The following is a 19,144-nucleotide window of genomic DNA, read 5'->3' as shown; positions in this document are numbered from 1 at the left end:
GGCAGTTTTTCCACCGATAGGCAGGAAAAAATAACCGCCACGTCTCAGCCGTCTGTCTTCAGTTCGGCCAGTATCTCCTCGCGGTGCTCGTCAAGATGCGGCGCGCGCCGCCCCGTGGCAAGCGCAGCTCTCGAAAAGCGGATCGGCGTGCGCAGGCCCGCCACACCCTCCGGCATGATCTTCATCTCTCTGAAGATGAACTGCGGATCAGCAAAGAGATCGGCCACGGTGTTGATCGGCCCTGCGGGAACGGTGGCCTTTTCCAGCGCTTGCAACAGATCGTCGCGGGCAAAGCGCTTCGTCCTTGCCTCCATCGCCGCAACAAGTGCCCCCCGATTGGCGACGCGGGCGGCATTGGTGGCAAAGCTTTCCTGTTTCGGCAGGTCGGCAAGATCGAGAACCTCGCAGAGACGGGCAAATTGTCCGTCATTGCCGCAAGCGATGATCACGTGGCCATCGGCCACGGCAAATGTCTGATAGGGGGCAATATTGGGATGGACATTGCCCATGCGCGTCGGCGCAATGCCGGAAGCGGCATAATTCATCGCCTGATTGGCCAGCACCGCCGCCATGCAGTCAAACAGCGCCATATCGATATATTGACCCTCGCCGGTTCTTTCTCGCTGCGCCAGCGCCGCCTGAATGGCGATGACCCCGTAAAGCCCGGTAAAAATATCGGCAAAGGCAACGCCGATCTTTTGCGGCGGCCCGTCCGGCTCGCCGGTCAGATCCATGATGCCGCTCATGCCCTGGATCATGAAATCATAGCCGGCGCGCTTCGCATAAGGCCCGTCCTGGCCGAAACCGGTGACCGAACAATAGACAAGGCGTGGATTGATCGCGCTCAGACTTTGATAATCGAGCCCGTATTTCGCAAGGCCCCCGACCTTGAAATTCTCGATCACAACATCGGCGGATGCGATCAGAGCACACACCATCTCCCGATCGTCCGCCTGGGAAAAATCCGCCGCAATCGAGCGCTTGCCGCGATTGCAGGCATGGAAATAGGCGGCGGCGCGCTCGGGCCCCTCCCCGATGAAAGGCGGGCCCCATGTCCGGGTGTCGTCGCCGTCCGGGCTTTCCACCTTGATCACATCGGCGCCGAGATCGGCCAGCGTCTGGCCGATCCAGGGACCGGCGAGAATGCGGGCGAGTTCAATGACTTTCAGGCCGGCAAGCGGCGCGTTTTGCGATGACATGACCGGCCTCAGAAAAACGCCTGAAGACCGGTCTGCGCCCGACCGAGGATCAGCGCGTGAACGTCATGCGTGCCCTCATAGGTGTTCACCGTTTCCAGATTCTGCGCATGGCGCATGACGTGATATGCGATCTGGATGCCATTGCCGCCATGCATGTCGCGGGCCATGCGGGCAATATCCAGCGCCTTGCCGCAATTGTTGCGCTTGATGATGGAAATCATTTCCGGGGCGAAGCTATGCGCGTCCATCAATTGCCCGACACGCAGCGAGGCCTGAAGGCCAAGGGCGATCTCGGTCTGCATGTCGGCCAGTTTCTTCTGGTAAAGCTGCATTCCGGCCAAAGGCTTGCCGAACTGATGCCGGTCGAGGCCATATTGGCGGGCACGAAACCAGCAATCCTCCGCCGCGCCCATCACACCCCAGGAAATGCCGTAGCGCGCCCGGTTGAGGCAGCCGAAGGGGCCTTTCAAGCCCGAAACACCCGGCAGCAGCGCCTCCTCGCCGACCTCGACGCCGTCCATGACGATTTCCCCGGTGATCGAGGCGCGCAGCGACAGCTTGCCGCCGATTTTCGGCGCCGAAAGCCCCTTCATGCCCTTTTCCAGCACGAAGCCGCGAATGGCCCCGTCATGCGCTTCGGATTTGGCCCAGACGACGAAGACATCGGCAATCGGCGCATTGGAAATCCACATTTTCGAGCCACGCAGCCGGTAGCCGCCGTCAATCTTTTCCGCCCGCGTCTTCATGCCGCCCGGATCGGAACCCGCATCCGGCTCGGTCAGGCCGAAACAGCCGATCAACTCACCGGAGACGAGGCCGGGCAGATATTTATCCTTCTGTTCTTCCGAACCATAGGCAAAGATCGGATGGATGACGAGCGAGGATTGCACGCTCATCATCGACCGGAAACCGGAATCGACCCGCTCCACCTCCCGCGCCACAAGACCGTAAGCCACGTAATTGGCTCCTGCCGCCCCGTATTTTTCCGGCAGTGTCACGCCCAAAAGCCCGGCCTGCCCCATCAAGGGAAAAAGCTCCGGTGCGGATTTTTCGGTGAGATACATCTCCTCGACCCTTGGGGCGAGTTCGGCCTTGGCAAAAGCTGCCGCCGCATCGCGGATCATCCGCTCCTCATCGCTCAACTGCGCATCCAGCAGAAAAGGATCATCCCACACAAAACTCATGGCAAAACCTCACTTATCCTCATTGCATCCGGTTTTACAGGAAATCTTCGTATTGAAAAACCATGTTTACGGATCAAGCCATGAGATATATTCATAGCTTATGAAGCTGATCCAGAGACGTTTCCTGCCCTCCACCGCCGCGCTGGTCACGCTCGACGCCGTGGCCCGGCTTGGCAGTTTTTCCGCCGCAGCAGAAGAGCTGAACCTGACGCAGGGCGCCGTCAGCCGCCAGATCCAGACGCTGGAAGAACAGATGAAAACCACGCTGTTTCTGCGCCAGGGGCGCGGGGTCACCCTCACAGCGGAAGGGAACCATTTTCACCAGAAGACACGTGACGCGCTCGCGCTCATTCAACAGGCCGCTCTCACCGCCATGACCGGCGGCAGGAACCGCAGCCTCGATCTGGCGATCCTGCCCACCTTCGGCACACGCTGGCTCATGCCGCGCATTCCCCGTTTTGTCGCCCGTCATCCGGAAATCACGCTGAATTTCGCCACCCGCATTGGCCAGTTCGATTTCGACACCCAAGGTCTCGACGCCGCCATCCATATCGGCAAGCCAAACTGGCCGGGGGCAACCGCCGTCTTTCTCATGGATGAAACCGTGGCCCCGGTATGCAGCCCGGATTTTCTCAAGCGCCATGCCATCACAGGGCCGGAGGATCTTCTCAGCCTGCCACTCATCCAGATGCAGTCGCGCCCGAATGCCTGGGATTATTGGTTTGAAACGCATGGCATCAAAGCCACGCCCCTGCCCGCCATGGGGTTCGAGCAGTTCATGAATGTGGCGCAGGCCTGTATTGCCGGGCTGGGCATTGCGCTGATGCCGCTGTTTCTCATCCAGCCCGAGCTTTCGAGCGGCCAGCTTGTGCTGGCCTCAGAACATCGGGTGAAAAGCCAGAGCCAGTATTATCTCGTCTCTCCCGACAACAGGCCCATCTCTGCGCCGCTCGCCGCCTTTTCGCAATGGCTTTTGGAAGAAGTGCGGCTCTTTCACGCACAAGAGCTGCCCTGAACGGCGGCTCAGTCGCTGGGGCAGGGCCAGGCCGACGGTTTTTTCAGATCGGCCGGCAAAATTGTCTTGTCATCCCCGCAAGCGAGATCGATCTGATCCTGGGTCAAGCCCTTGGCCGTCGACAGATCGAGCCCTTCGATGCGGGTGCGAAACAGGAAGGAATCGGTGAAATTCATTCCGCCATCGGTGCGGGCATTGATCAGGGTGGCGCGGGAGAGATTGGCAAAGGAAAAATCGACACCGGTCAGGATTGCCCGGTCAAACAAGGCCCGGCTCAATTCTGCTTTTTTGAAATTGGCCCCGGCCAGATTGGCGCGGCTCAAGGTCACACGCTGCATTTCCGCCGATTCGAAATCGGCGTTCAGGCCGGAAAGGCCGGTCATGTCGCTGCGATAGGCTTCAATCCGCTGAAAATTTGCCCCATCCGCCTTAGCGCCCGCCAAAGAGGCGCGGATCAGGGTGCTGCGTTCAAAATCCGCGCCTTGCAGGGTTGAACCGCTCAGATCGGTAAAACTCAGATCGGCATCATAGAGATTGGCCTTTTGCAGGTCGCTGCCACCCAGCATGAGATGGCGCTTTTCGCATCCGGTCCAGTCCACCCCATTCACCGGTTCGCTGCGGCAATAGGCAGCAAAAGCCTCGCTCGCCACCATGACCAACAACAGCGTCAACAGTCCTAAACGCCAACCTGTCACTCTCAGCCATCGGGGATTGCACTGCACGCCATCATTCCTCTCATTGCATCGGATCATCTGTTTAAGACAGACCCGACCTTGCTCCCATCGGCTCAGTCAGAACGGATCGACAATGGCTCCGTTCCCTACGCCTTGTTTTTCTTGTTTGTTCAACAGCGTTTCCCATGCTGTTGCCCCCATGATTCGACCGGAGTGAACCAAGTTTGATAAAATGACAATGCACAATTTAAAAATAAAGGTGAAGTGCATCAATGGAACGTGATCATATCGAGAAGCACTTTAACAATTATTGTAAAACAGGATGAGGCTCCCCGTGAAGCCTTTTTACCAATCTTGACCCGGGGACAAGCCATGCGATCGACGCAGGGCACAGACCAAGAAAAAAGCCTGTCGCGGGAGGAGAGCGACAGGCTTTTTATCTGGTACTGAACAGCAACTGGGAGGAGGATGTTGCCGTTCAAACAGGCCGCTTTGGGAGGAGGAGAAGCTGGCCTGCGGGACGAAACGGTTTTGGGAGGAGGAGGAACCGTTTCGTTGAAAAGAGATATAGGGCGATTTCCGCCTATTAGAAAGGCAGTTTTTCGCAATCCAGCTATGCGCCATGCGCGTGGCGCATACTGCCTGCCTGCTCAATGGCCCGCAGGCAAGGCATGTTGATCCGGATCGGTATGAAGCGCAAAGCGATCCATCATATCGGCGCTGGCCGCATTGAGCCCACGCACCTCAACATCGCTGCCCTTGCGCCTGAAGGTCAGAACCACCTTGTCCAGCGCGCCAACCGAGGAAATATCCCAGAAATGCGCCTGCGTGACATCGATGACGACCTTGGCGGGGATATCGTCCATGTCAAAACGGGCGATGAAGCTGTCAGCGGCGGCAAAGAAAATCTGCCCCTCGACACGGAAAAACCGTTCGCCCGCGCCGATATCCTCTGCCTCCACGCGCACCATCCGCGCCACCTTTCCGGCAAAGAACACGCCGGAGAGAAGCACACCGACCAGAACCCCCTTGGACAGGTCATGGGTGGCGACAACCGTGACCACGGTTGCCAGCATGACGAAGGAGGAGGATGGCGGATTGCGTTTCAGATCGAGGATCGATCGCCAGGAAAAGGTGCCGATCGACACCATGATCATGATGGCGACCAGGGCAGCCATGGGCACGACCCGCAGAATGTCATCCAGAACCAGCAGCAGGATCAGCAAAAACACCCCGGCGACGAAAGTGGACAGCCGCCCGCGCCCGCCCGAGGTGATGTTGATCACCGACTGGCCGATCATGGCGCAGCCGCCCATGCCGCCAATCAGACCGGCGACGATATTGCTCGCCCCCTGACCGATGCATTCCTGGCTCTTGTTGCTGCGGGTTTCGGTCATGTCATCGACGATCTGCGCCGTCAGCAGTGATTCGAGCAGGCCGACGGCAGCCAGAGCCACCGAATAGGGAAAAATGATCCGCAGCGTATCGAGGTTGAACGGCACATCCGGCCAGGCCAGAACCGGCAGGCTGGAGGGCATTTCGCCAAGATCGCTGACCGTGCGCACATGAAAACCGAACCACCAGGTAAACAGCGTCAGAACCGCAATGGCGACCAGCGGTGACGGAATGGCCTTGGTGAACCGTGGCAGGAGGTAGATAATCGCCAGCGCTGCCGCAATCATGATATAGGTGGATGGCGGCTGATTGGTCAGTTCCGGCAATTGCGCCATGAAAATCAGGATGGCCAGCGCATTGACGAAGCCGGTCATGACCGAGCGCGAGACAAAACGCATCAGCCGACCAAGCTTCAGAAAACCGGCAAGGATCTGCAACAGCCCCATCAGAAGCGTTGCGGCAAACAGATATTCCACCCCATGCTCGCGCACCAGCGACCCCATCAGGACGGCGGTGGAGGCTGTGGCGGCAGACACCATGCCCGGCCGCCCGCCGGTGATGGCGGTGACGCAGGCAATAGCCACCGAGGCAAACAGCCCGACCTTGGGATCGACCCCCGCAATCACGGAAAAGCCGATGGCTTCGGGAATGAGCGCGAGCGCAACGACCATGCCGGAGAGAATGTCGGCACGGATATTCATCAACCAGTCATGCTGGTATTTTTGGATCTTGTTCATGGATTTTTTCACCAGATCGCTTCCGTGTTTCAGAGAAACACAAAACCGCTCTGCCCTTTGTTTCGAGCATGTCCGAACAGGAAACCGGTATCCACTTTTCCTGGACATGCTCCAGGTTTCAGCGCTGACCGCAAAGCGGCCCAACATGTTTACAAATGTTGTGCGTTGTCTGGCGGATCGGCGGCCAGAATAGCCACCCGGAATTTCACCGGGTCCGTGGTGATTGCGACGTTTATACGCAGCGCAGCAAATTTTGCAAGACGGAAAGTGGATGGCAATCCGGCGCGACATCCCACCTGCCATATCGAAAAATCCGGATGCCCGTCAATAAACCGGTAACGCTGCCTTCACATCCGCGATCATGCGGAAAGAGCCGGGTTGACTATGACGGCAAGACAGTCGTAAAGAGCCGCTCCTTCACGGAAACGCTTCGTTAAGCTCCATAGCTTAGCAGCGCCCATCCCGGCATCTCACGCCGGGTTATCAATGAGTTGCGAGTCACATGTCGAGATTTTATCCTTCACTTCCGCTGTTTCAGCGGAAAATAGAAACCTTTTGCGAAGTGCGGCTGCAGCCTGCGCTCAATTCTGCTGATTATGAAAATCTGCGCAGCTATATGCTGGGCCTTGTCATGCGTCAGGCCCTGCCGCCGCTGCATGGCGGACGTCCGAACTGGAAAGAAATCGGCGCGACCTGCCGGCTGAGCGCAGAAGGTCAGAAAATTGCCCGCCGTGAAGGCCGTCACGCCTTTGAAGCCATCATGCGCTGGCTGAATTCCGGCAAGAAGCCGAAGGAAAAGGCCGCTGCCCAGCCGGTTCCGGCCGCAGCCAAGGCACCGGTTCGCCCGGCTGCAACCGTTACGCCGCTGCGTGGCTCCATGCCCGCCAATGGCAATAACCGCTCTGTGGAACCGCGCCCCACGGCGCCGATTTTCGTGCGCGTGCCGGTCAACACCCAGCAGAAGCGCGTCGCCCGCGGATAAGAACGTTCCGGCCCTCAATATTCATGAGGGCCGGACACGACATCAGCCATTGCGGAAGGCATAGCCATAGCCGTTCAGCGCCGGTGCGCCGCCGAGATGGGCGTAAAGCACCTTCGAGCCTTCCGGGAAATAGCCCTTCTTCACCAGATCGATCATGCCCTGCATGGATTTGCCTTCATAGACCGGATCGGTGATCATGCCTTCGAGACGGCCAACAAGGCGGATGGCCTCCTTGGTTTCCTCTGACGGAACGCCATAAACCGGATAGGCATAGTCTTCCACCAGCACCACATCGGCGGGCGTGATATCGCGACCAAGTTTGACCAGCTCCGCCGTGCGATTGGCGATCTCCAACACCTGCGCCTTGGTCTGAGCGGGCGTTGCCGAGGCGTCGATACCGATCACCTTGTCGGCGCGTCCGTCCTTGGCAAAACCTACTGTCATACCGGCATGGGTGGAGCCGGTGACGGTGCACACAACGATATAATCGAACTTGAAGCCCAGCTCTTCTTCCTGTTTGCGCACCTCTTCGGCAAAGCCGACATAACCGAGACCGCCATATTTATGCACGGACGCGCCCGCGGGAATGGCATAGGGCTTGCCGCCCTTGGCCTTCACCTCTTCGATGGCCTCTTCCCAGCTCTTGCGGATGCCGATGTCGAACCCGTCATCGACAAGGCGCACATCCGCGCCCATGATTCGCGACAGCATGATATTGCCGACGCGGTCATAAACGGCATCCTCATGCGGCACCCAGGCTTCCTGCACCAGACGGCATTTGAAGCCGATCTTGGCGGCAACGGCGGCCACCATGCGGGTGTGGTTGGACTGTACGCCGCCGATGGAGACCAGCGTATCGGCTCCGGATTTGATCGCATCCGGCACGATATATTCCAGCTTGCGCAGCTTGTTGCCACCGAAAGCGAGACCGGAATTGCAATCCTCGCGCTTGGCATAAAGCGCGACCTTGCCGCCGAGATGGGCGCTCAGCCGATCCAGCTTTTCGATGGGGGTGGGGCCGAAGGTCAGCGGGTAACGGTCGAAATCTTTCAGCATGGTCGCCTCATAGGTATCAATGGAGATGAAGGATAGGCCATGCTAACCAAAAGCGCATGAAAGGTGCTTTCTAAGATTAATGATTTTCTATAGATATATTCATCAAAATCGTTAGAGTTTAACGTCTTCATGCAGATGAAAAGAATATTATGAAAGATTCCATCACAGTCGAACCACTGGACAAAATCGACCTGAAGATCCTGCGGCTCCTGCAGAAAAACGGTCGCCTCACCAATGCCGATCTTGCCGAGCAGGTGTCGATCAGCCCGGCCACCTGCCATCGTCGCACCCAGCGCCTGTTTGAGGAAGGCTATCTGACCGGGGTCAGGGCGCTGGTTGCCCCGGAAAAACTGTCGCGCGGCGCGCTGGTCATGGTCGCCGTGGTGCTGGACCGTTCGACGCCGGAAAGTTTCGCCGCCTTTGAGGCAGCCGTGGCAAAGCTTGCCTTCGTGCTGGATTGCCATCTGGTGGCAGGCGATTTCGACTATTTCCTGAAAATCCGCGTCAGCGACATGGCCGATTTCAACCGCCTGCACAGCAGCCAGCTGATTGCGCTGCCCGGCGTGCGCCAGACCCGCACCTTTTTCGTGATGAAGGAGGTGGTGGACAGCCGCCCGCTGGACTTCTGATCAGGCAGGCTCACCCTTGCGGGCAAAGGCTGCAAGCACCATGCGCTCGGAGCGTTGCAGATAGGCATCGAGCATGGTGGCCGCTTCGCCTGCCCTGCCCGCAAACACCAGCGCCAAAATCTCCTGATTAAGCGGCACAAAGGGGGCGTGCAGCAGTTCCGGATCGGCCAGCAGGCCAAAGCTCAGGCGCAGTTCGGCAGCAATACGGGCATAAAAATCGGCAAGACGGCTGCTGTCGGCCAGATCGACGATGGCCGCATGAAAGCGCATATTGGCGCTGCCCACGCCCTGCCAGTCCTCGCCCGCCAGACATGCCAGCGCCTTATCCACGGCCATCTGCATCTGCTTGACGGCGGGATGATGCGGATAGGCCTGTTCCAGCGCCTTGCACTCCACCACCTTGCGCACCCGGTAAAGATCGATGATCGAGGCCATGCTGGGGGTGGCGACGAAAACGCCGCGATTGGCCTCGTGCCTGAGCAGCCCATCCTTGGTCAAAAGCCGGAAGGCCTCACGCAGCGAATTGCGTGAAACATCGAGATGCGCGCTCATGGCCGCTTCCGAGAGCTTTTGTCCGGGCTTTAATTCACCGGCAATCAGCTTGTCGCGTAGCCGCGCTGCAAGCCGCTCCGACAGGGGCAAGCCTTCCAGGTCCTGCGTCATTGCACTCCTTTCACGGCGCAAGACAGCGCCGCGATGATTTTGCCGGACTATTACCCAGCCGGAACCGCCGGGCAAGATGACGCCCGAACGAGCCGGTTCTTTGCACAAGCATTCCGCAAAGGATGATCAATAGCGCAGCAATCTGCCTATAAAATTTCCAATATTGCGCAGCAATATGGAAATATTGTTGAACAATCTTGACGATATGATGAAATCTGTCACAGTTGCCCCAGACAACATCTGCGAGGGGCAGATGTTCATCAAAGCAAGCGGAGCAGTTCATGGCAGAACATCACGCCTCTGTGGCCAACAGCACCGAGAAGGCTGGCCCACATTCCAGTCAGAACAAAAGCGCACGGGCCTCGCTCATGGGAGCGATCTTCCTGATGGCCACATCGGCCATCGGGCCGGGCTTCATCACCCAGACAGCCACCTTTACCGCCTCGCTGGGCGCGGCATTTGCCTTCGGCATTCTCGCCTCGGTCATCATCGATTTCGTCGTGCAGCTCAATATCTGGCGCATTGTCACGCTGACGCGGATGCGCGCTTCCGATATCGCCAATGCCGCCATTCCGGGTGCCGGCTATGTGCTGGCCGTGCTGGTGATCATCGGCGGCCTGTTCTTCAACATCGGCAATATCGGCGGCACGGGCCTTGGGCTCACCGCGCTTTTCGGCATCAGCCCGAAGCTCGGCGGCGCCATCAGCGCGCTGATCGCCATCGGCATCTTTCTGTCGAAACGGGCCGGCATGGCGGTTGACCGTTTCATCATCGGCGCGGGCCTTTTGATGATCGCGCTGACCGTCTATGTCGCCTTCATCTCCTCACCGCCGCTGGGTGAGGCACTTCGCCAGACGATCATGCCGGACAAGATCAGCTTCGCCACCATCACCACCATTGTCGGCGGTACAGTCGGCGGTTACATCACCTATTCCGGCGCCCATCGCCTGCTCGACAAGGGCATGGTCGGCCGTGAAAACCTCGAAGCCGTCAATCGGGCGGCGCTGACCGGCATTGCCGTCACCGGCATCATGCGTTTCGTGCTGTTTCTTGCCATTCTCGGCGTTGTTGCCGGTGGCGTGGTGATCGAAACCTCCGGCAAGGGCGTCAATCCTGCCGCTCAGGCCTTTCAGGCTGCCGCCGGCACCATCGGCCTCAAGCTGTTCGGCATCATCTTCTGGGCTGCCGCCGTCACCAGCGTCATCGGTGCGGCCTATACCTCGGTCTCCTTCCTCACCGTGTTCAAGGCGGATATGAGCGAGCGCGCCCGCAATATCGCCACCGTCATCTTCATCGCCTTTTCGCTGCTCTGCTACGTGTTCATGACCACGACGCCCGCGGCCATGCTGGTCTTCGTCGGTGGGTTGAACGGCCTGATCCTGCCGATCGGCCTGACGATTTTCATCTATGCCGCCATTGCCCGCAGCGATCTGATGGGCGGTTATCGCTATCCGCGCTGGCTTCTGGTTCTTGGGGCGCTGACATGCCTGATGACCTGGTATATGGCGATCGAATCCGTCGGAACCATCTTCGCCTTCCTCGGCAAATAAGGAGAAAACCATGCCCGCCATCGATCTCAACAGCGATCTCGGGGAAAGCTACGGCGCCTGGCGCATGGGCGATGACGCCGCCATGCTCGCCGTGGTTTCCAGCGCCAATATTGCCTGCGGCTTTCATGCCGGCGATCCGGCGGGCATTTTCAAAACGGTGAAAGCCGCCGCCGAGAAAGGCGTGGTCATCGGCGCGCATGTCTCCTATCCCGATCGCGTCGGCTTTGGCCGCCGCGATATGGATGTGACGAGCGAAGACCTGATCGCCGATGTGATCTACCAGATCGGCGCCCTGAAAGGTCTGGCCGCCGCCGCAGGAACCACAGTGCGCTATGTCAAACCGCATGGTGCGCTTTATAACCGCATAGCCCACGATCCGAAGCAGGGTCAGGCCGTCATCGACGCGATCAGGACCATCGATCCCACCCTGGTGCTGATGGGCCTTGCCAATGCGCCGATCCTCGATCTGGCGAAACAGTCCGGCCTCACGGTGGTGGCGGAAGCTTTTGCCGACCGCGCCTATACGCCGAAGGGCGAGCTTGTCTCGCGCCGCGAGGCGGGCGCGGTGCTGCACGACACGCAAAAGATCGCCGAACGCATGGTGCGCCTTGCCCGCGAGGGAACACTGGAGGCCATTGATGGCAGCGTCATCGCGATTGAGGCGCAATCCATCTGCGTGCATGGCGACAGCCCCGGCGCGGTGGCGATTGCCGAGGCGCTGGCCCAACGCTTCGAGGTCGAAGGCATCTCCGTTTCGTCCTTCACGTCAGCCGCCTGAGGTCAGACAATGATTTCCAAAGAATATCTCTCCCATGTCGATGCGACGGCGGCACGCGAAGCCCGCGCCCGCTACCGCACAGGTCAGGTTGAGCCGACGGCGGGCATTGCGCCGGGTTTTACCCAGGCCAACATGATCGTTCTGCCGCGCGACTGGGCTTTTGATTTTCTCCTCTACGCCCAGCGCAATCCCAAGGCCTGCCCGGTTCTCGATGTCTCCGATCCGGGCTCGCGCCGCACCGGGCTTGCTCCCGATGCCGATCTCGCCACCGATCTGCCGCTCTACCGCATCTGGCGCGACGGCAAGCTGGTGGAGGAAGTGGCCGATGCCCGTGCCGCCTGGGGTGAGCATCCCGATCTGGTCAGCTTTCTGATCGGCTGCAGCTTCACCTTCGAAACGCCGATGCTGGAAGCGGGCATCGAGATCCGTCACATCACCGACAGGACCAATGTGCCGATGTATCTGACCAACCGCCCCTGCCACCCGGCGGGACGGTTGACCGGCAATATGGTCGTCTCCATGCGCCCCATTCCGGCAAGCCGCGTGGCCGACGCCGCGACGATTTCCGGTCGCTTCCCGGCGGTTCACGGTTCACCCGTGCATGTCGGCGCGCCGGAAGAGATCGGCATTGCCGATCTGTCGAAGCCGGATTTCGGCGATGCCGTGCGTATCGAGCCCGGCGAAGTGCCGGTGTTCTGGGCCTGTGGCGTCACCCCTCAGGCTGCCGTCATGGCCTCGAACGTGCCCTTTGCCATTACCCATGCGCCGGGACACATGTTCATCACCGACATTCCCGATTCCGCCTATCACGCCTGAGGTTTCCATGCGCTTTCTGCCCGTCAGCCTGACGACGATCCTTGTGGAACTGGCCGATCTCGACGAGACGCTGGCGCTGTTCGCCGCACTTCAGGCTGACCCCATCCCCGGCATCGACGAGATGGTGCCTGCCGCCCGCACGCTGATGGTCCGCTTTCGCCCGGAAAAGACCAGTGCCGAAGCGCTGGCGGCAGAGATGGCATCACGCGATCTGTCTGCGAAAATTCCGCCCTCCGACAGGCTGGTCGAAATCCCCGTGACCTATGATGGCGAGGACCTCTCCGATGTGGCGGAACTGACGGGGCTATCCGTGGACGAAGTGATCCGGCGCCATACACAAAGCCTGTTTACCGTGGCCTTTTGCGGCTTTGCTCCCGGTTTCGGCTATCTTGTCGGTGGCGATCCGACATTGCATGTCGCCCGCCGCAAGAGCCCGCGCACCCGCATTCCGGCGGGTTCCGTGGCGCTGGCAGGCGCCTTCAGCGGCGTCTATCCGCAGGCAAGCCCCGGCGGCTGGCAGTTGATCGGCTCGACACCGGTGAAGATGTGGGACATCGACCGCGACCCCGGCGCATTGTTCCAGCCCGGCTATCGCGTGCGCTTCATCGACATGGCCAAAGACAAAACCGTCATCCCCGTCGAGATGCCAAAGCCCGAGCCAGACCCCATCCCGGCAGAGGCGCCGCAAATCAGGGTGCTTGCCGCACCGATGCCTGCCCTGTTTCAGGATCTTGGCCGGTTCGGCCAGACGGGTCAGGGCGTTTCGGCCTCCGGTGCGCTGGATCGCAGCGCCTTCAACACCGCCAACCGCATTGTCGGCAACCCGTTCAACACCCCGGCGCTGGAACTGACGCTTGGCGGTTTTTCCTTCGCGGTCAATTGCCGCGCCGTCATCGGCCTTGCCGGTGCGCCCTGCCCGATCCGCATCCGCACGCTTTCCGGTCAGACCATCGACGCGCAAACCTACCAGCCGGTGTCGCTGGAGGCTGGCGATGTGGTGACGCTTGGCCATCCGGCACGCGGCATGCGCTCCTATCTCGCGGTTCGCGGCGGTTTTGATGTGACGCCGGTGCTGGGCAGCGCCGCCACCGATACGCTGGCCGTGGTGGGACCGCAGCCGGTGACGGCAGGAACGGTGCTGGCCCTGAAAATGCGCCGTGACGGTCTCTGCGCCGTTTCCCTAGACGAAGCGCCCGCCTTTCCGCTTCCCGCCTCCGGCGAGGAGGTGGTGCTGGATGTGGTGCCTGGACCACGCACCGACTGGTTTACCGAAAACGGCATGAAAACGCTGACGGAACAAGGCTTTCAGGTGACGCCGCAGTCAAGCCGCGTCGGCATAAGGCTGTCGGGCGAGACCGCCATCGAGCGCCGGGACAGTGCCGAACTGCCGAGCGAAGGCACGGCGACCGGGGCGATACAGGTGCCGCATAGCGGTCAGCCGGTGCTGTTTCTCGCCGATCATCCGCTCACCGGCGGTTATCCGGTGATCGGCGCGGTGGCAGAGCATCATCTCGACCTTGCCGGACAGATACCCATTCACGCGACGATCCGCTTCCGGCCCATCCGGCCCTTTGCCGAGATCGCGCCAAAACAACAATAATTCAGGAGGAGACATCCATGAAGAAAGTGCTGATCGCCAATCGCGGCGAAATCGCGCTGCGCGTCATCCGCGCCTGCCGGGATTATGGGCTTGCATCCGTGGCCGTCTATGCCGATCCCGATGCCGAGGCGCTGTTCGTCAAACAGGCGGATGAGGCCTATGGGCTTGATGGCAGCCGCCCGGCAGACACCTATCTCGATATTGAAAAGCTGATCGCTATTGCCAGGCGCTCCGGTGCCGATGCCGTGCATCCGGGCTATGGCTTCCTGTCGGAACGGGCGGAATTTGCCAAAGCCGTTCTCGATGCAGGCCTGATCTGGATCGGCCCGAAGCCTGAGGTGATCGAAGCCCTGGGTGACAAGGTGAAAGCGCGCGAGATTGCCAAAAGCGTGGGTGCGCCGCTGGTGGCGGGCAGTGACGGGCCGGTGTCTTCGGCGGACGAAGTCATCGCCTTTGCCGAACAATACGGCCTTCCCGTCGCCATCAAGGCTGCCCATGGCGGCGGCGGGCGCGGATTGAAAGTGGCCTGGAAACTGGAAGAGGTGGCCGAGCTTTACGGTTCTGCCGTGCGCGAGGCGACCGCCGCCTTTGGCCGGGGCGAATGCTTTCTCGAACGCTTTCTCGACCGTCCCCGCCATATCGAGGCGCAGATCCTGGCGGACAGTCATGGCACGGTCGTGGTGGTCGGCACGCGGGATTGTTCGCTGCAACGGCGCAACCAGAAACTGGTGGAGGAGGCCCCCGCCCCCTTCATCAGCCAGGAGCAGCGGCAGAAAATCCATGATGCGGCAAAAGCCATCTGTGCCGCGGCAGGCTATACCGGCGCCGGCACGGTGGAATTTCTGCTTGGCGTCGATGGCACGATTTCCTTTCTGGAGGTCAATACACGGTTGCAGGTGGAGCATCCGGTCACCGAAGAAACCACCGGCGTCGATCTGGTCATCGAACAGTTCCGCATTGCCGAGGGCCTGCCGCTGTCCATCAGCGAAACCCCCGCGCCGCGCGGCCATGCCATCGAATTTCGCATCAATGCCGAAGACCCCGGCCGCGGCTTTTTGCCAACGCCGGGCAGGATCACGCTCTTCGATGCCCCCTCCGGCCCCGGCATCCGGCTGGACAGCGGTGTGGCGAGCGGTTCGACCGTGCCCGGCCTTTACGACAGCCTCGTCGCCAAGCTGATCGTAACCGGCGCCACCCGTGACGAAGCGCTGCGCCGCGCAAGGCGGGCCTTGACGGAGTTTGCCATCGAGGGCGTTGCCACCGTTCTTCCCTTTCACCGCGCCGTGCTGGAGGAAAAGGATTTTACCGGCGAAGACGGCTTCAAGGTCCATACCCGCTGGATCGAGACCGATTTTGCCGCAAAGCTCGATGCCATGGCACGGCCGGAACCGGTTGGCGATGATACGATGATGCGGATGGAGATCGAAATCGACGGAAAACGCCACCGCATCGGCCTGCCCCCCGGTCTGCTTGGCGGTTTGCTAGGCGGGCTCGGTTCAGCGGCTAAAGCCCCGGCCAATAGCGCCAAACCCGGCGACACGCCAGAAGATGCGGTGCTGGCGCCGATATCCGGCACGCTCCAGTCCTTCAAGGTGGCAGAGACGGCGGATGTGGCCAAAGGCGATCTGCTTGCCGTTATGGAAGCGATGAAGATGGAAACCCCGATTGTTGCCGAGAAAAGCGGCAGGCTTCGGCTTGTGGCCAAAGAGGGCGATTATCTTCAGGCTGGTGCCGTCATCGCGGTGTTTGAAACGGGGCAAGGCTGACAATCCGGCATCATTCTTTCCATCAGCCGTCGGTCGAGACCGTGACGGCTTTCCAAGCCTCAATCTCATGTTGCAGACGTTCAATCCTGGCCGACACAAGCTTCAGGGCGTCACTTCCGAGCAGGAGTTGCGGCGGCGGATTGTCCGAAGCGATCAACGTCAGCACGGCTTTGGCCAGTTTGACCGGGTTTCCAAGCTGATGACCGCTCTTTTCCTGGCGCGATTGACGAATTGGATCGAACACATCATCATAATCGGGAATTGACCTCTCGGTTCGAACCATCGAACGGCCTGCCCAGTCTGTACGGAACGATCCCGGGCATAGCGTCGTCACATGAACGCCGAAAGGCGCCATCTCGGAACGCATGACCTCAGATATGCCCTGAAGCGCAAATTTACTGCCACAGTAATAGGCAATCCCCGGCATGGTGATCATCCCGCCCATGGAGGTTACGTTGACGATGAAGCCTCGACGCCGTTGGCGAAAACGCGGCAGGAACGCTTTGGCGACGGAAACCGCACCGAAGACGTTGACGTCAAATTGACGCCGCATTTCTACAAGGGGCGACTCTTCAAGCACACCCTCGTGGCCATATCCGGCGTTGTTGATCAGAACATCAACGGGACCATGTTCGCGTTCGACCTGCTCGACAAGCGCGTCGATCCGATCAAAATCAGTGACGTCATGAACCACGGCATGGGCGGGCGGCAAAATCGCATTGAACTGCACTTTCGACGCATGCGAGCGCACACTGCCAATCACCGTATGTCCATCGGAAACCGCGGCAGTGGCGATCGCCAGACCGAAACCGGAATTCGCGCCCGTTATGAAAAAGGTTTTCTGTGACATCTGGTACCTCGTGTTGTCAGTCATTGACTTGACTGATACTCTCCCGACCTCTCTCAAGCGACGGCGATTTCTCTAAATATTTTGCCATTTTCTATGAAGCAGCACCGAAATCATGAACGGCGACGTGAACTGCTCGACATCGCCGCATCGCTCGCTCCGCGGCAAGGATATAATCCAACAGGCCTTGGCTGCGTCCGGCTCCTCAGAACCGAGACGGTTCTGAGCAATGTTCCCGTCCTCTACAAAGCGGGGGCAGTCTTTGTGTTACAAGGCAGGAAGCAGGGCGTGCTTGCCGGCGAACTCTATGTTTACGATGAAGACCACTATCTTGCGGTGGCGGTCCCCGCCCCTTTCCGCATGGAATCTGCAGCAAGCCCTGAAAAGCCGCTTCTGGCGGTGTATGTCGAGTTCGACATGACGCTTGTTGCGGAGATCCTGTCTGCGCTTGAACACCAGCAGCCAATCATGGCCGAACAGGCGAAAAGCCTTATATCCAGCACGATCTCGCCCGAGATTGAAGATGTCGTCATGCGCCTTTTGAAGGCGCTGTCCAGCCCGGTGGAGACAGCGGTTCTCGCAAAAAGCATCCTGCGGGAACTGCATTACCGAATTCTCGTCGGACCGCAGGGGTCAGCAATGGTCGCCGCTTTGAGCCAAAGGGGGGTTGCAGGTCGGATTACGAAAAGTCTCGCCCGCCTGAGTGAGAACTTCTGCGCCGAGATTTCGATAGCAGCTTTGGCCAGTGATGCAGGTATGAGCATCCCATCCTATCACGCGCACTTCAAGGCGCTGACGGGAACCACTCCGATACAGTATGTCAAAGCGCTGCGCCTTCATCAGGCGAGGGTCCTGCTTGCCCGGCAGGACAGTACGATCACGCAAGTCGCTCTTGCGGTAGGCTATGTCAGCCCTGCCCAGTTCAGTCGTGACTTCAAGCGACATTTCCGCCGCACGGCAATGGAAGAAGTGAAATGGGCTCGCGAACATCTCGGTGAGATGCACTCTGACCAATGACGCCATGTCTGCTCTGGATGACGCAAAGGCATATCCGGTTACGAATAACAGGAGGTCTGGAGCCTGCAGCATCTTATGGGCGCTTGATAAAACGCATGATGCTGTCGTGCATCGGCCGAAAAGTGCGAACCGGTTTTCCTCCGAGGATTGAGGCGTATCTCGGGCGTTTCCGGTGAAACGTCCGAGAGCCTTGCCATGACCTTCTCATGCTCCCGATCCGGCGCGCATGTGCGAAGGTTTCAAACGCCTTGTCCGGCGGATCAGGCCTGTTCTGCCGTGATCGGATTGCGCAGCAGGCCAAGCTTGTCGATTTCCACCTCGACAACATCGCCCGGCTTCATCCACAGCGGCGGATTGCGCTTGGCGCCGACACCGCCCGGCGTGCCGCTGACGATGACATCGCCGGCTTCGAGACGGGTGAAGGTCGAGCAATATTCGATCTGGCGGGCAATATCGAAAATCATCTGGCTGAAGGTCGCTTCCTGCACCACCTGACCGTTGAGACGGGTTTGCAGGCGCAGGTCGCCCATCGGGCCGATTTCATCCGGCGTCATCATCCACGGGCCGAAAGCGCCGGTGTCGGGGAAATTCTTGCCCGGCGTGAACTGATGCGTATGGCGCTGGAAGTCGCGAATGCTGCCGTCATTGTAGCAGGCATAGCCTGCAACATGGCTCATGGCCTCCTCGCGGGAGATATAGCGGCCCGGCTTGCCGATGATCACGGCCAGTTCGCCTTCGTAATCCAGCTCATGCGAGACTTTCGGCAGTACGATCGGCTTCAGATGACCGGTCTGGCTGTTGGCGTAACGGGCGAAGATCGTCGGGTTTTCCACGACGGCGCGACCGGTTTCCTGACGGTGCATTTCATAATTAAGGCCGACGCAGAGGATCTTGTCGGGATTTGGAATGACCGGCAGCCATTCAACCTCGCTGAGCGGGATGGCGGTGGCAGAAGCCTCAACTTCGGCCACGCCCTCCAGTCCGGCGGTGATCGCAGCTTTCAGATCGGCATAACGGCCCGTGAGCACCGCGCCGACATCGAGGAAGACCTCGCCGCTCACCACGCCCCAGCTTGTGCGTCCGGCAATCTTGACAGTGGACAATCTCATGAATTTTCTCCGTTTTGAAGTCTTAAGCCCGACCGGTGCAAAACAACCCGGTCGGGGATTTCAGGTTTTCTCGTCAGGGGCTGCCCGTTGCGGGACCGAAAGACGGGACAACCGATCTTGCGCGCTC

18 protein-coding genes and 1 other annotated feature are annotated in these 19,144 nt (G+C 59.8%); of the genes, 9 read left to right on the top strand and 9 right to left on the bottom strand.

Annotated features, from left to right (window positions below):
• Positions 1–44: 44 nt before the first annotated feature.
• A complete protein-coding gene (locus NAC44_RS10505) occupies positions 45–1,199 on the bottom strand; it encodes a CaiB/BaiF CoA transferase family protein (protein WP_250940493.1) in 1,155 nt (384 codons plus the stop codon).
• 8 nt (positions 1,200–1,207) lie between these two features.
• Positions 1,208–2,383, bottom strand: coding sequence for an acyl-CoA dehydrogenase (locus NAC44_RS10500; RefSeq protein ID WP_250940491.1), 1,176 nt, complete (start codon positions 2,381–2,383; stop codon positions 1,208–1,210).
• A 100-nt stretch (positions 2,384–2,483) separates the two neighbouring features.
• Between NAC44_RS10500 and NAC44_RS10495 the strand changes: the two genes are divergently transcribed.
• Positions 2,484–3,398 carry a LysR family transcriptional regulator gene (locus tag NAC44_RS10495; protein WP_250940489.1) on the top strand — a complete coding sequence of 305 codons (915 nt, stop codon included), beginning with the start codon at positions 2,484–2,486 and terminating at the stop codon, positions 3,396–3,398.
• A gap of 8 nt (positions 3,399–3,406) precedes the next feature.
• Here the strand turns inward: NAC44_RS10495 and NAC44_RS10490 are convergent, their stop codons facing one another.
• Both NAC44_RS10490 and NAC44_RS10485 read right to left on the bottom strand, forming a co-directional pair.
• Positions 3,407–4,069 (bottom strand): pentapeptide repeat-containing protein, encoded by a 663-nt coding sequence (locus tag NAC44_RS10490; protein WP_250940487.1) that lies wholly within the window; start codon positions 4,067–4,069, stop codon positions 3,407–3,409.
• 653 nt (positions 4,070–4,722) lie between these two features.
• Positions 4,723–6,204 carry a SulP family inorganic anion transporter gene (locus NAC44_RS10485; protein ID WP_250940485.1) on the bottom strand — a complete coding sequence of 494 codons (1,482 nt, stop codon included), beginning with the start codon at positions 6,202–6,204 and terminating at the stop codon, positions 4,723–4,725.
• Positions 6,205–6,367: 163 nt separating this feature from the next.
• Positions 6,368–6,423, bottom strand: a sequence feature (sul1 is cis-regulatory element that is thought to sense ions involved in sulfur or methionine metabolism; They are found in Alphaproteobacteria).
• A 343-nt stretch (positions 6,424–6,766) separates the two neighbouring features.
• Here NAC44_RS10485 and NAC44_RS10480 point away from each other — a divergent pair.
• Positions 6,767–7,186 carry a hypothetical protein gene (locus tag NAC44_RS10480; RefSeq protein WP_250940483.1) on the top strand — a complete coding sequence of 140 codons (420 nt, stop codon included), beginning with the start codon at positions 6,767–6,769 and terminating at the stop codon, positions 7,184–7,186.
• A gap of 42 nt (positions 7,187–7,228) precedes the next feature.
• Here the strand turns inward: NAC44_RS10480 and NAC44_RS10475 are convergent, their stop codons facing one another.
• On the bottom strand, positions 7,229–8,242 hold the full coding sequence (locus NAC44_RS10475; protein ID WP_250940481.1) for a 1-aminocyclopropane-1-carboxylate deaminase: 1,014 nt from the start codon (positions 8,240–8,242) through the stop codon (positions 7,229–7,231).
• A 149-nt stretch (positions 8,243–8,391) separates the two neighbouring features.
• Here NAC44_RS10475 and NAC44_RS10470 point away from each other — a divergent pair, with 149 nt between their 5' ends.
• Positions 8,392–8,871, top strand: a complete 480-nt coding sequence (locus NAC44_RS10470; protein WP_250940479.1) for an Lrp/AsnC family transcriptional regulator — start codon at positions 8,392–8,394, stop codon at positions 8,869–8,871.
• Here the strand turns inward: NAC44_RS10470 and NAC44_RS10465 are convergent, their stop codons facing one another.
• Both NAC44_RS10465 and NAC44_RS10460 read right to left on the bottom strand, forming a co-directional pair.
• Entirely contained in the window at positions 8,872–9,534 is a 663-nt protein-coding gene (locus tag NAC44_RS10465; protein WP_250940477.1) for a GntR family transcriptional regulator, read from the bottom strand.
• Between the two features lie 10 nt (positions 9,535–9,544).
• On the bottom strand, positions 9,545–9,817 hold the full coding sequence (locus NAC44_RS10460; RefSeq protein WP_250940475.1) for a hypothetical protein: 273 nt from the start codon (positions 9,815–9,817) through the stop codon (positions 9,545–9,547).
• An 85-nt stretch (positions 9,818–9,902) separates the two neighbouring features.
• On the opposite strand from NAC44_RS10460, the gene NAC44_RS10455 reads away from it, so the two are divergent.
• The 5 genes from NAC44_RS10455 to NAC44_RS10435 are packed head-to-tail and all read left to right on the top strand — an operon-like array spanning position 9,903 to position 16,044.
• On the top strand, positions 9,903–11,084 hold the full coding sequence (locus NAC44_RS10455; RefSeq protein ID WP_250940569.1) for an NRAMP family divalent metal transporter: 1,182 nt from the start codon (positions 9,903–9,905) through the stop codon (positions 11,082–11,084).
• Positions 11,085–11,094: 10 nt separating this feature from the next.
• Complete coding sequence (locus NAC44_RS10450; RefSeq protein WP_250940473.1) at positions 11,095–11,862, top strand: LamB/YcsF family protein; 768 nt, start codon at positions 11,095–11,097, stop codon at positions 11,860–11,862.
• 9 nt (positions 11,863–11,871) lie between these two features.
• Positions 11,872–12,678 (top strand): putative hydro-lyase, encoded by an 807-nt coding sequence (locus NAC44_RS10445; protein ID WP_250940471.1) that lies wholly within the window; start codon positions 11,872–11,874, stop codon positions 12,676–12,678.
• Between the two features lie 7 nt (positions 12,679–12,685).
• The gene (locus tag NAC44_RS10440) at positions 12,686–14,278 is read left to right on the top strand and encodes a 5-oxoprolinase subunit B/C family protein (RefSeq protein ID WP_250940469.1); all 1,593 of its coding nucleotides are present in this window, start codon (positions 12,686–12,688) and stop codon (positions 14,276–14,278) included.
• Between the two features lie 17 nt (positions 14,279–14,295).
• Positions 14,296–16,044, top strand: coding sequence for an acetyl/propionyl/methylcrotonyl-CoA carboxylase subunit alpha (locus NAC44_RS10435; protein ID WP_250940467.1), 1,749 nt, complete (start codon positions 14,296–14,298; stop codon positions 16,042–16,044).
• Between the two features lie 22 nt (positions 16,045–16,066).
• Here the strand turns inward: NAC44_RS10435 and NAC44_RS10430 are convergent, their stop codons facing one another.
• Positions 16,067–16,894 carry an oxidoreductase gene (locus NAC44_RS10430; RefSeq protein ID WP_250940567.1) on the bottom strand — a complete coding sequence of 276 codons (828 nt, stop codon included), beginning with the start codon at positions 16,892–16,894 and terminating at the stop codon, positions 16,067–16,069.
• Positions 16,895–16,987: 93 nt separating this feature from the next.
• Here NAC44_RS10430 and NAC44_RS10425 point away from each other — a divergent pair, with 93 nt between their 5' ends.
• The gene (locus tag NAC44_RS10425; RefSeq protein ID WP_250940466.1) at positions 16,988–17,908 is read left to right on the top strand and encodes an AraC family transcriptional regulator; all 921 of its coding nucleotides are present in this window, start codon (positions 16,988–16,990) and stop codon (positions 17,906–17,908) included.
• Positions 17,909–18,168: 260 nt separating this feature from the next.
• On the opposite strand, the gene NAC44_RS10420 is transcribed toward NAC44_RS10425, so the two are convergent.
• Positions 18,169–19,017 carry a fumarylacetoacetate hydrolase family protein gene (locus NAC44_RS10420; protein WP_250940464.1) on the bottom strand — a complete coding sequence of 283 codons (849 nt, stop codon included), beginning with the start codon at positions 19,015–19,017 and terminating at the stop codon, positions 18,169–18,171.
• Between the last annotated feature and the right edge of the window lie 127 nt (positions 19,018–19,144).

The organism is Allorhizobium sonneratiae (assembly GCF_023700755.1).
GTDB lineage: Bacteria > Pseudomonadota > Alphaproteobacteria > Rhizobiales > Rhizobiaceae > Allorhizobium > Allorhizobium sonneratiae.
The sequence above is the reverse complement of the archived record's forward strand: the minus strand, read 5'-3'. Positions and strand labels throughout refer to the sequence as shown.